The sequence below is a fragment of the bacterium genome (assembly GCA_040755795.1).
In the GTDB taxonomy this organism is placed as follows: Bacteria; UBA9089; CG2-30-40-21; order CG2-30-40-21; family SBAY01; genus JBFLXS01.
The window spans coordinates 1-13,954 of the sequence record JBFLXS010000072.1 but is presented as its reverse complement, the minus strand read 5'-3'; the positions used below and the strand labels follow the sequence as shown (position 1 = coordinate 13,954).

The following is a 13,954-nucleotide window of genomic DNA, read 5'->3' as shown; positions in this document are numbered from 1 at the left end:
TAAAAACTCAAAATGCCTAAAACAAAAATAAGGTGTAGAGTTATAGAGATAAGTCGTAGAGTCTTTTCTTAAGTAAAAAAATAAAAAAAAGCTTGACACTTTACATAACAGACACGGAGACGCAGAGGAATTTTTTAGATTATCTCTGTGTTCTCTGTGTCTCTGTGGCAAAAAATCTGTGCAATCTGCGTTAATCTGCGGATAAAACTCTATTCAATCTGTGAAGGAGGTCAAGATGCAATTAGAAGACTGGCAGATATCTTTTCCAAAGGCATTGTTGTGGGATTATAAATATCCGCCAGATAAAAACTGGGCATTACAACGAATTGCACAATTCTTCCCGGTTTATGGACATGATTTTCAGACCATAAATGCACTTTATTCTCAAATCGAACAATTGGATATCTCGTATGAAACTCGGGAGGCAATTAAATTATATTACCGTATCTATCAGGAGGAACTCTATGGAAAGGTTGCGTAAGCGACAGGAGCAATTGTTAGAATCACTGGCTAATAGTGAGATGGCAGAACAATTTTACTTTGGTGGTGGTTCTGCTCTGGCGATGTTTGATTTGAAACATCGACTTAGTGTTGACCTGGATTTCTTTAGCGTTGAGAAAATTTCGCCAGAAGCCCTTGAATACGCCAAAAATATCATTATTCAAACCTTTCCAGAGGTTTCCATTTCATATCACAAACATTATGACCGTCATATTTTTACATTGACCTTTGAAGATAATACTCATCTGGAACTGGAATTTGTTCGATATCCGGCAAGAAGGTTTTATCCTTCAAAACACAAAATTGGGCAGATGGAGGTAGAACATTCTGGCGATATTTTTCTTGATAAATTGGCTACCATTGCTATGCGAAATGAAATCAAGGATTTTGTGGATATAGTTGCCTATATTGAAAAATATGGTGTGGCGTGGGATGAAACAATTAGATTGGCTGAACAAAAACATAAAATGGCAGGTCTTGCTCATATTTTAGCCTGTAAATTTAATACCCCCTTATTTGATGAAAATACATACAAATCGCTTGGATACAGTCAATCGTTTAAAACAATAATCAGCCAATTAAAGAAATATGCCGAAGAGATTGTGAGAGAGATAGTGCGAAGGAATAAGAGAACGCAGAAGGAATCCGCAGAGAACACAAAATTTATAGGACACGGATGAACACAGATGACACAGATTATTTAATCTGCGAAAATCTGCGTTAATCTGCGGATTAAATTCTATTCAACCTGCAACAGGTAGGCAGATAATTCTACCTGACATAACTTTATTCTCACAACCACTAAAAGGTTGTGTTACTATAGTAAAGCAAGCATCTTTTGGAGTGAGGTGGCTTGTTACCGCTTTCGGACAAAACGAAAGCAATCTTTCGCACTCCAGAGAACAAAAGGAGGTAATAAAAAAATGTTTAACAAAGGCTTAAAAATGCTCATCGGATTAGCGGCGATAGGGTTGATGATTGGAATGCCAACGATGATACAAGCAACACCAGGGACAAAGGTGCTCATTACGGATAATCCTGCTAATAAGGTTATCGAAGTTGACCCAGTGACATTTAATATTGACTGGGAATACGGAGCGCTTACTTTCCCAAACGAGGCTATACCATTAACCAATGGTGATATCCTCATTGCCGATACTTATGGTTCCCCTACTGGTAGAGTAATTCAGGTAGACTCAGCCACAAAGCAGATTAAGTGGCAATATGTCCCTGAATACTCAACTACTTTCCGACCCGTGGACATAAAAAGATGTGTAGATTTCACGGGTGGAACGCCAACAGAAACCTTGTTGATTACAGATGGCTATCCTTACAACAGCAAGGTAATGGAGATTACTTATCCTGGTAAAGCGACTGTTTGGAAACTTTCCGCCATCGATATAGGCGGAACAGGTGATTACATTTTCTGGGAGGCAGTGAAGCGACCTGGGGTAGGTAGTCCAACCTGCCTGATTACTTGTAGAAGTAATACAGGTAAAGATTCTGTAATGGAGATTGAATGGCCTGGTGACGGGACTCGTCGGACAATCACCTGGCAGTACGGACCAGGAGGACCAAACCCACTACTTAATGACCCAAGGGATGCTGAGTGGGTGCCGGGTGGAGGAGAGAATCCCCCTGTGCTTATTGCAGATACAGATAATCAGCGTATCATTGTAGTTGACCCAGGGACAGCAACAATTGGTGGAACTATTGTCTGGGAATGGACACATACTGGAATGGATGGGACATTCACACCTTATGAAGCGACAATGATTGAAAATGGAAAGATACTTGTTGCTGGTGCTATGGGAGATATTGATGATAACAAGGATGGTATATATCCAACAGCTCCTACCCATGTGTTTGAAATAGGATTGAATGGGAGTATTACCTGGGACTATAAACCATCCGATGAGCAGAATCCACATAACTTAGTGGATGTAGAAGAGAAGGGGATTATCAACAATGCGATGATAGAATATAAGGATATTCAAGGAAACGATGTAGGTGGGTATCCTGTATTGGCCGGGGTAGTAGTGCCAATTTTCCAGCCAGAGATAGTTTATGAAGGTACACCAACGATTGTTGCTACCAAGACGGTTAGCCCAGAAGGACCGCAACGGCCAGGAACAGAATTGGACTACACGATAAGCTTGCAGAATACAGGCAATGGCACAGCAACATTAATAATGGTTACTGACCAGGTGCCACCAGGGACAGAGTATGTAGCAGGAAGTACCTGGGGAGCAGGTTTTGCATATTCCTGGTCGCATGATGGTGGAATGACTTATGATACATCTGAAGCATTCCCAGTAACACATATTAGATTCAACAGGGCTTATCTATCGCCTGGTGAAAGTGCTCAGCTGGGATTCAGTGTGAGGATAAAGTAGTGCAAGCATCCTTGCTTGTTCATAATCTGCGCAAATCTGCGTCCTGAGAATAGGACGCAGATGAACGCAGATGGACAGAGAATAGGACGCGGATAAACGCAGATTATCAGGATAAAATTAAATAAAATCCTAAAAATTCTGTCCATCTGCGTCCCCAAAAAATGAAAAATCTGTGTCCCATACAACCTGCAACAGGTAGGCAGATAATTCTACCTAAAAAAGTAGAGCAAGCATCTTGCTTGCCAATTTAAACAGATGATATGAAAAGGAAAGAGTTGATTAAATATTTAGAACAAAATGGCTCATTTATACTTCGTGAAGGAAGGCGACATACTATTTATCAAAGAGGTCGTTACCGAACAGAAATACCTCGACATAATGAAATTGTAGATGAGTTAGCAAGAAAAATATGTAAAGACTTAGATATACCTTTCAGGAGGTAATGGGATATTATGAAGTTTAGAGCAGTAATTAAAAAAAGTGGTGATTGGTGGATAGGTTGGTTGATAGATATTCCAGGGGTAAATGCTCAAGAAAAGACAAAGGAAGAATTATTGGAATCACTTAAAATAGGTACAGAAGATATGTTAACTACAGATATTAATCTATCTACATTTCCAGAGAGTAGGGTAGAAATGATTGATGTTCCTATTCCCGTCTGTTAGAGCAAGAAGGGAGGGTAAGCATCCTTGCTTGCATAATTAGGACGCGGATAAACGCAGATTATCAGGATAAAAATAAATAAAATAAATCCTAAAAATCCTGTCCATCTGCGTCACAAAAAACGGAAATCTGCGTCCCATACAACCTGCAACAGGTAGGCAGATAATTCTACCTGACATAACTTTATTCTCACAACCGCTGAAAGGTTGTGTTACTATAAGGGGAATACACACCCCTACGCTCCTCTCAAGAGGGGAATTAAATAGGGCTTCACGAAATTATAAAGTAAGTAATTGGTTAAATGGTAACTGGTAACTAATTACCATTCACCAGTTACCAATTACCAAACAAAAGGAGGTATTTAAAAAATGCAAAAAAGAATGAATTGGTTTAGTGGTTTGCTGATGTTGGGTTTGATATGTTGTCTGCCAAAACTATCCTTCGCTACCTCAACAACTAATCTGCTCATTACTGATAGTGGTAATCAGCGTGTAATAGAGGTTGATCCAATTACACATAATGTTGTCTGGCAATATGGACAACCAGGTGTCTATGGCTCAGGGACAAATCAACTTTCCTACCCTCTTGAAGCTGTTAAGTTAACCAATGGAAATGTATTGATTGCTGATGCTGGTAATTATCGCGTTATTGAGGTCCAACCGACAGGGATAAGTGGCGGAACAATTGTCTGGGAGTATAGCACAAATCAAGTTGGGACTATATCGGATGTAAGGAAATTAGATAACGGGAATATCCTCATTACGGGATATGCCGATAAGGTCAGAGAGATTCAACCAACGGGGGCAATAGGTGGTAATATTGTTTGGCAGTATGATGATTTAGGTGCATGGGAAGCAGAGCGATTAAACGATGGAAGTACACTTATTACTTTACCTAGTCATAATCAAGTAATTCGTGTAGCCGGAAGTCCTTCGACTACTATCTGGAGTTATGGACAATATGATGTTCGAGGTAGTGGAACAAATCAACTTGATGACCCTATGGATGCTACTCAATTACCAAATGGGAATATACTTATCACCGAGCGTTACAATCATCGCGTCATTGAGGTTCAACCAGTAGGCACAAGTGGTGGTAATATTGTTTGGCAGTATGGTCAGACACGAGTTTCGGGAACGCATACCAATCAGCTTTCTGAACCTGAGGAAAGCATCAGGTTGAGTAATGGGAATACCTTAATTGTTGATACCCAAAATTCGCGGGTAATTGAGGTTAAAACAACTGACTACCCGGCGTGGACGGCTGCGAGTATTGTCTGGCAGCAGGGGCAGACAGGTATTTTTGGTTCTGGTTGGAATCAGCTTGAATGGCCGTGCGATGTTGAGGAGATCTGGCAGGGAGTTCTTAATCAGGTAATAGTCGAGTATAAGGATATGGGAGATATGCCTCAGCCGGTAGTTACTGCCTGGGTATTTACTCCGGTTATTCCACCGGTAGTTTATCCGCCAGTGCTTGAGGTGACCAAGACAGTTGATCCTTCAGGGACGCAAAGTTCAGGCACAGTGTTGACTTACACCATTGCGTATACAAATACCGGTCAAGGCACGGCAACAGATGCGGTGTTTACAGATATGGTGCCTGCAGGGACGACCTATGCAACAGGGACGGCTGTCATAGCTACAGGTCCAGCGGGGACGATTCAATGTTCACATGATGGTGGTGCAAGTTATGATGCATCAGATTTCGCACCAGTTACGCATATTCGCTGGAGAATTCCAGCAATAGGCCCCAGTCAAAGCGGGACATTACGGTTTAGCGTAAAGATTAATTAGAGAGAGATTAAAGGAAATTGGAGATGTGGGGAGAGTAAAATCTCTCCACATCCCTTGATAAAAAATACTCACACAAAGGCACAAAGAAGAATGAATGAAAATGAAATTGGAAAAATTATAGTTGACATTGCGATTGGCGTGCATAAGAAACTTGGTCCAGGATTGCTTGAAACCGTTTATGAAGTAGTCCTTGCTTATGAACTTAAGAAACGAGGACTGTCAGTCGAACGACAAATATCTATTCCCATAGAATATGAGGGGATAAAATTTGACGAAGGGTTTCGAGTAGACATTCTCGTTGAAAATAAGGTAATAATTGAACTGAAATCTGTTGAATCTGTGAACAAATCTCATAAAAAACAAGTTTTAACTTATTTGCGATTGACAGGAAAGAAGCTTGGATATTTACTTAATTTTGGTGAAGATTTAATGAAAGATGGCATATCAAGAATAATTAATGGGGAAATAAATTAAATATACTTTGTGTCTTTGTGCCTTTGTGTGAGATATTTTCAGGAGAGAAAAAGATGGGATGGTTAACTAATGCAAAATTATTAGCAGTATTATGGATAGGGATAGGACTGTCTTTCCTTACCGGCGATTGTTTTGCTCAAAAAGTCCAAAACCAGGTCAAGGTAGATTACAAAGATACGATTGGTAGCACTTATACTACAGAAAGTAATATAATCATTACCCCAATTACAGAAATTATAACCAATATAAGAATTAGCCCTGCTCAGACAACTATAGATGTCCTGGGGACTTTCACCTTAGAGGTAGTAGTGGAGTCTGTCACAGACCTGTTTGGTATGCAATTTGATATATTGTTTGATAAAGATATTTTAGAGGTAGTGAGTGTTAGTGAAGGGATATTCCTTAAATCAGATGGTGTCTCTACCTTCTGGTTAGCTCCGACGATAACCCCAGGTAAGATTGATAATGTAGCTGATACACGCCTGGGAACTAATACCGGCGTAAGCGGAACAGGGACTTTAGCCGTGATAGAGTTTAGAGCTAAAGGATTAGGGACAAGTGTGATTGATTTACAAAATGTAACCTTTGTTAATGGCTCATTATCTACCATTTCAACAAATGTATTCGATGGAACGGTAACATCAACAACCAATACTGCGGTCAAGGTAATTCCGCCATTTACCTCTTCTTATCGAGGTGAGGAATTTGAGGTAGCAATTGTGGCTAAAGCGGTTCACAATCTATTTGCCTACCAGTTTGATGTCCAGTTTGACCCGACTATCTTAGAGGTAGTAAGTGTTACAGAGGGAGATTTCCCTGGGACAGACGGTGCTTCAACTGTCTGGCAGGTGCCGGTCATAGGAACAGGAACTATTATCAATGCCGGGGCTACACGCCTGGGCACTCAAACAGGGGTTAGTGGCACAGGAACTTTAGCGGTAGTTAGGTTTAAAGCTAAAACCATAGGAACATCTACGGTTGATTTATTAAATGTTATCCTGACGGATAATTCATACCCTATACCTCAAACCATACCGGCGGTGATTGAAGATGGAACAGTAACTATTATTCCGTATGTTGACCTCTGGGTGACTAAGGTTGGGTTATTGGCTAATGCCTTTGCCGGTGGGACGGCAACCTATATCATCGAATATGGCAATAGAGGGACAGATACAGCCAATGGCGTCCAACTTATCGATATATTCCCACCAGAGATGGAGTCCATCATTAGCCAGACTGCCCCAGTAGATATTAACTATAGCCCCTCAACCAAACGAGGGACATGGAACATAGGTAGTGTTTTGCCAGGAACATATTCATTTACCTTACAAATTAGAATTCTACCAGAGACTCCTGGCAGTACTACTATTGCTAACAGAATTCATATCATAGCTCCTGGCACAGAAACCAATTATACCAATAATTATGCTACCGCAACAACGCATATTCTTATTTATACCATCGATTTATGGGTGATAAAACAAGGGCAGGCAGAAGTTACGCCGGGAGAAATAGCTACCTATACCATTACTTACGGTAATAAAGGAAATGCCACCTGCTATGGCGTCCAACTCTGCGACCAATTCCCAGACCAGATGCAAGCACTCATCTACCAGAATTCTGGATATCCATTCTTGTTTAACCCGATGACTAAATATGGCACCTGGAATATTGATATTTTACCACCAGGGACTTATTCATTTAAGATGAGTATTAAAATAAGAAATGATGCCGTTGGTTCAAGTTCGATTATCAATACGATAAAGATTACATCCCCGGCAGCAGAAATATACTTGCCTAATAATTACTCTACAGCTACTACCCATGTTAGTCGTTTAGATATTGACTTGTGGGTAACAAAAGAAGGACCGATTTCTTTGCTTCCTGGTGGCATTGCTACCTACACCATTACCTACGGCAATAATGGTGGCACAACCGCTTATGGCGTCCAACTCTGCGACCAATTCCCTGACCAGATGCAAACACTTGTCTATCAAAATTCCGGACTTCCTTTTGAATATGGCACCCTGACCAAACAAGGCACCTGGAGTATCGCTAATCTTCCAAAAGGGACTTATTCCTTTGAAGTAACCATCCGCATAAAAGAGAATATCAAAGGCTCAACGACAATTAGGAATATGGTGAAGATAGCCTATCCCGGGATAGAAGATAACTATACCAATAATCAAGCTACTGCTACCACGCATATAACCGACCCAGATTTAGAAATATGGAAATATGGTAACTCCTGGATTCTGACCAATCAGCAGATAACCTACACCATTTATTATCGTAATCGTGGCAATACATCAGCCGAGAATGTAACTATTACTGACTATCTGCCCGCAGGGGTAATCTATGGGACTGATACCAGTGGTGTTAGCCCGACTATTATTTATGGCACACCAACAAAAATTATTTGGAATATAGGGACTAAGACACCTAACTATTGGTATGACCAATTCCAGATAACGGCCTGGGTAACTGATATGACCACCTCAACTACAAAAATAAATAATGTCATTGAAATAAGGACTACATCTTCGGAAACAAGTTATGCCAATAATCGAGCCACACTAACTACGACCGTAGAAGCCGCCAGGGCAGATGTTAGTGTTTCTAAATACCTTACCTCTCAAAATGCGGTTCGAGGGCAGGAGATAACCTACAGTATTTATTGTTATAGCAATGGTAATATCCCGGCAGGGAGTGTTACGATTACTGATTATTTACCACAAGGGCTAAAATATATTAGTAATACGGTTATAGGTAGCCCGACCATTACCGGGTCCGTAACTTCAGGTGGCCAGATACTTACCTGGCAATTAGGCACGATGAATGCAGGCTGGGATTACAGGCAATTTCAGATTACTGCGTTAATTACCGATTCCGCACCTGCGACCATCAAGAATGTTGCTGAAATTACTACACCAACTCCAGAAAGGAATTATACCAATAATCGGGCAACGGTTACTACCAAAGTAGAATCGCCAAAGATTGACCTCTATATTTATAAATCCGGTCCTAACAAAATTAATCCTGGACTTAATACCATCACCTATAATATCTACTATGGGAATTATGGTAATATTCCGGCTAGTGGTGCAACTATAACGGATACATTACTACCCCCGGCTACTGGAACTATAATCTATGGCACGGATACCAGTGGATTTATGGCTACCTACACGCATAGTTATATTGAGTGGGTGGTAGGGACAGTTAATCCAGGCACTTATAAATACTTTTCACTGACCCTGATAGTGACCAAAGATAACAATGGTAATTATGTTCCTGGGTCAACTACCCTGATGAATGAAATAAAAATTGAGCCTATATCTACAGATGTCAACCCAAATAATAACTTCAGCAAATGGAATACGCATGTTGAACATCCTAAGATAGATTTAGAGATAATAAAGCGTGGACCTTATGAGATTTTATCTGGTGAGAAGATAACCTATACCATTCAATATCGCAATTCAGGTTCTGTAGATGCTGGCAGCACAACTATTAAAGATACCTTACCGTCAGGGGTAACTTATGCCAGTGATACCAGTGGTTTTGTCCCGGGGACTACATCACCACAGGTTATCTGGGAATTAGGCACGCGGGCGATGACTGGAGCGCGTAATTGGGTTATCTTCCAGATGACTTGTAATGTAGCGCCTGATATCCTTGCTTCTACGACTTTAGCTAATAGAATTGAAATATCTACCAATGACGCCGAAACTCACTATTATAACAATGTCTGCACCTGGACGACTCATATTATTCCACCCAAAGCAGACTTGCATATTACCAAGTATAAAACTCAACCTTATGAGGTTACCCCGGGTTGTGAAGTAACCTATTGTCTTGCCTACAATAATTGTTATGGTAATGTCCCGGCAACAAATACTATCATCACGGATATATTGCCGGGTAGTGTTACCTTTATCAGTTGCACTGGTAACGGCACATTGACTGCCACAGGAACGGTGAAATGGGATATTGGAACTTTGACAAAGGGAGGAGGTTATGGTTATGTTTATCTGACAGTGCGAGTTAATGATGATGTAGAAGGCACTTTGACCAATGTTGTGGAGATAACATCTGACACCCCTGATTTAGATTCTGCGGACAATCGGGCTACCTGCACGGTTCCTATAGCTGATTGGTATGCGGATGTCCAGATAAGCAAATCTGGGCTGTATGATATTCAACCAGGAAAGACATTGCGATATTACATCACTTACGGGAATTATTATGGCAATATAGCGGCTACCAATACAACTATCATTGATACATTACCCCACGGTGTAACCTATGCTACCGATACCAGTGGCTTCCCATTAACCATTGGAAGTGGAACACTTACCTGGCAGGTTGGCACTTTAGCTTCACGATATTCTAACTATTTTTACCTGGATGTTAATGTCAGTCCAGATTTGAAAGGGTCAACCACCATCGTTAATAAAATAGAAATTAAAACTAATACTTATGAGAAATTTATGACTAATAATTACGCCAGCTGGAAGACACATATCATACCAGAAGATGTTGACTTAGAAATAGCTAAATATTGTCCAGTGGAGGCGGCTCAAGGACAGGAGTTTGAATATCGTCTTATCTATCGTAATCCAGGTAAAGCCCCTGCAGAAAATGTTAAAATTTCTGATATATTACCGAATGAACTAACTTATGTTAGTAGTAGCCTCACACCTGCGACAATCACAGGTAATAATATCATCTGGGAGATAGGAACTCTACCTGCGTGGGCTTATAGAGACTTGACCTTACGGGTTAAGGTGAAAGATGATGTCCCTGCCTCATCTACCATAACCAATGTCGTGGAAATAACCACTTCTAATCTTGATACTAACTATACGAATAATAAAGCCACCTGCACTACGCATATCTGTTTGCCAGACCCAGTGTTAAAGATTCGTAAATGGCAACATAGAAGTAATGTTACCGCTGGACAGAGGATGGATTATTATATCCGTTACAGCAATGAAGGAAAGGGGCCGGCTGGTAGTGTTACGATTACTGATTTTCTGCCACTTGAGGTAAGTTATGTCACGGATGATAGTGGATTTAGTCATACGCTTTCTGATAATAAGGTTATCTGGCAGGTAGGGACTTTAAATGCGATGACCTCAAAAGACTTTAAATTGACTGTGCTGGTAGATAAATATGTTTATGCCTCGACTACCTTAACTAATGTCATTGAAATTAATACCCCTCATCATCAAACAACTGATAGATGCACCTGCACCACCCATGTCTTAGAACCAATTACCGATGTCCTGATTTATAAATTTGGACCCGATGAAGTATCTTATGGCACTGAATTCAATTATGAGATTACCTATAATAATAATTCTGTCTCGGATGCCGATGGTGTAGTCATTAAGGATATTTTAGACCCACAGTTAATTTATGATTCTGATACCAGTGGTAGGACACCAACTATCTCTGGTAATGAAATAACCTGGTATATCGGCACGATGACTGCCTGGTCATCTGGACATTTCTTGTTAACGGTTAAGGTGCCATATTCTGTCCAGGCATCAACTACCCTGACTAATGTAATTGAGATTACTACCTTAACCTCAGAAAATAGATATAATAACAATCGGGCGACTGTAACCATCCATATTGATAGTCCAAAGGTAGATGTGGGCATAGAGAAGAAGGGTGATGATGCCAGACCTGGCTTTAAGAAGACATATCATATCACTTATTATAACAGGGGGACCGAGCAGGCAGAGGATGTGGTCATTGTGGATACATTGCCACCCGAAGTAGAATATCTATCCAGTAGTGGTGGAGGTAATTATGATAGTGCCAGCCGGACAGTTACCTGGAATATTGGCAGTCTGCCACCGCAAACCGAGCGGTATCTGACTGTGGAGGTAAGAATCCCGTCAACTCAACAATGTGGCATTAACCTTTACAATTATATTGAAATTACTACCACTTCGCCCGAGTCTGACTATACCAATAACAAATTTACAGAAATAGAAACAGTGGTAACCTCTATTGACCCGAATGATAAATTAGTTAGCCCACAAAAATATATTCGAGATAATGAGTTACTTAATTATACCATTCGTTTTGAGAATCAGGCCACTGCCACTGCCAGTGCCATACTAATTACCATTGAAGACCAGTTATCTGATAAATTAGATTGGACGACGATGAAGTTCGGTTTAATAAAGATAGGGGAAGGGACTTATACACTTGAGAATTTTGACCGCGGTAGTTTGGCTTGTAGTTATGATGTTGGCAGTGGCACTATTCGCTGGGAATTTGACTTTAAGACCGGGGCGAACGGACTGCCGGCGAATGTCGTCTCCCCTGAGGGTGAAGGATATGTCTGTTTCAGTGTCAATGCCAAATCAGGATTACCGGCTGGGACTGAGATTACTAATCGGGCAACGATTAGATTTGATTATAACCCGGCAATGGATACACCACTGGTAACTAATATCGTTGATTTGAATAAACCAACCTCGACAGTGATACCACTGGCGGCAACTCAAAGTTCTATCTCTTTTGCGGTTCGCTGGGCAGGAACGGATACCGCTGGCAATAAGCCGGGTGAGATAGAAAATTACACTATCTATGTTTCGGATAACAATGGCACCTGGACAAAATGGCTGGATGAGACCGTGGCTATCTCTGACACATTTACCGGCAAGACAGGACATTCATACAAATTCTACTCTCTGGCAAAAGATAGGGCGAAAAATGATGAGGTAAAAACACCACAAGTAGAGGCACAGACAAGTTTAACTATCCAAAGACATCTTACTATAGCCACATTATCTACTACCCAGATACTTGTTGGTCAAACCTTATCACTGACATTGTCTATTTATGATACTTCAGGGAATTTAGTCACAGACTATGTTGGCACAGCCACACTGCAGGATAAATCAGGGGTTCTCGGAGAGGCAGTATTTAATGGCACCGGCACATGGACAGGGGAGATAATTATCCCACAAATACCTAATGGCGGAACTAATGCCATCACGGTATCTGCCCCTGGGGTTGGGGATGGAGTAAGTGATATATTGTTAATGGGGCTGGATTATTATGTAGGTGGAACAGTAACCTTATGGACACCAGGGATAGGAACGACAACAATTAGCTTTGGCTCGGGAACATTTATTCAAAGCTGGGACTTCTACATCATCATTAATTGTATCACGCCACCAAATATTCCTGATAATGGGATAAAGGACTCTGCCCGCGAGATTTTGGCTTATAATGCCTATGTTAGAGATACACAAATTATGGGCACTTTTACAAAAACTGCTTATCTTGAAATACCATATCAGGATGCTGACCAAAATGGATTTGTGGATGGAACAGCCATTAAGGAAAGCACATTACGACTCTATGTCTGGGAAAATGACCAATGGCAGGAAATGGGAACTTCAGGGGTAGATACAGATAGAAATGTTGTCTGGTGTCAGCTCAACCATCTATCAACCTTTATGCCGATGGGGATTTTAGTTGCTCCTTCAACATTAGGCAATGTGGCTGTCTATCCCAATCCATTTAAACCAAATAGTGGCTTAGGGCATGAGTATATTACCTTTGGTAGTAAGCGTGAGATTAGCAGGAGACTGACTTCGTATGCAACTATCAAGATTTATACCGTTGCGGGTGATTTAGTCAAGACATTAGAAGTTACACCGCAAGATAATGGCCAGAAGATATGGTATGCGGATAATGATTCGGGCAACAAGGTAGCCAGTGGGGTATATATCTATCTTATCACCAATCCACAGGGAGAGAAGTGTATTGGCAAACTGGCTATTATTAGATAAATATATCTTGACATAGAAAGAAAAAAATAGTATAATTTTTAGGACACGGATGACACGGATTTTCACGGATTGAAAATTCACCACAGAGAACATAGAGAGCAGAGAGAAAGGAAAGGATGCGGGTATGGGGTGTGGTAGCGTGCTATTTTGGAGTGTGGTAGCGTGCTATTTTGTAGTGCGGGTGGCTTATTTTTTGGAGTGCGGTAGCTTGCTACCGCTTTCGCTGGGAAGCAAAGCAAAAGCAAGGAGATAGCATTTCTGGCACTTTCGCACTCCAAAGCAAAAGCGAAAGCAAGCTTTC

At 40.9% G+C, this 13,954-nt stretch carries 8 protein-coding genes; all 8 read left to right on the top strand.

Features of this window, described 5'->3' with window-relative positions; all coding sequences use genetic code 11:
* Positions 1-235 precede the first annotated feature (235 nt).
* The 8 genes from AB1414_06945 to AB1414_06910 all read left to right on the top strand — a co-directional run bounded on the left by AB1414_06945 (position 236) and on the right by AB1414_06910 (position 13,653).
* Positions 236-481: a hypothetical protein gene (locus AB1414_06945; protein ID MEW6607179.1), complete on the top strand. Its 246-nt coding sequence runs from the start codon at positions 236-238 to the stop codon at positions 479-481.
* Entirely contained in the window at positions 465-1,181 is a 717-nt protein-coding gene (locus AB1414_06940; GenBank protein ID MEW6607178.1) for a nucleotidyl transferase AbiEii/AbiGii toxin family protein, read from the top strand. The genes AB1414_06945 and AB1414_06940 overlap by 17 nt, the downstream gene beginning before the upstream one ends.
* Before the next feature lie 243 nt (positions 1,182-1,424).
* Entirely contained in the window at positions 1,425-2,897 is a 1,473-nt protein-coding gene (locus AB1414_06935) for a hypothetical protein (protein MEW6607177.1), read from the top strand.
* A gap of 260 nt (positions 2,898-3,157) precedes the next feature.
* Positions 3,158-3,340: a type II toxin-antitoxin system HicA family toxin gene (locus tag AB1414_06930; protein ID MEW6607176.1), complete on the top strand. Its 183-nt coding sequence runs from the start codon at positions 3,158-3,160 to the stop codon at positions 3,338-3,340.
* A gap of 9 nt (positions 3,341-3,349) precedes the next feature.
* Positions 3,350-3,562 (top strand): type II toxin-antitoxin system HicB family antitoxin, encoded by a 213-nt coding sequence (locus AB1414_06925; protein ID MEW6607175.1) that lies wholly within the window; start codon positions 3,350-3,352, stop codon positions 3,560-3,562.
* A 366-nt stretch (positions 3,563-3,928) separates the two neighbouring features.
* Positions 3,929-5,353: a hypothetical protein gene (locus tag AB1414_06920; protein MEW6607174.1), complete on the top strand. Its 1,425-nt coding sequence runs from the start codon at positions 3,929-3,931 to the stop codon at positions 5,351-5,353.
* A 90-nt stretch (positions 5,354-5,443) separates the two neighbouring features.
* A complete protein-coding gene (locus AB1414_06915) occupies positions 5,444-5,827 on the top strand; it encodes a GxxExxY protein (GenBank protein MEW6607173.1) in 384 nt (127 codons plus the stop codon).
* A 53-nt stretch (positions 5,828-5,880) separates the two neighbouring features.
* Positions 5,881-13,653, top strand: a complete 7,773-nt coding sequence (locus tag AB1414_06910) for a cohesin domain-containing protein (protein MEW6607172.1) — start codon at positions 5,881-5,883, stop codon at positions 13,651-13,653.
* The last annotated feature ends 301 nt before the right edge of the window (positions 13,654-13,954 follow it).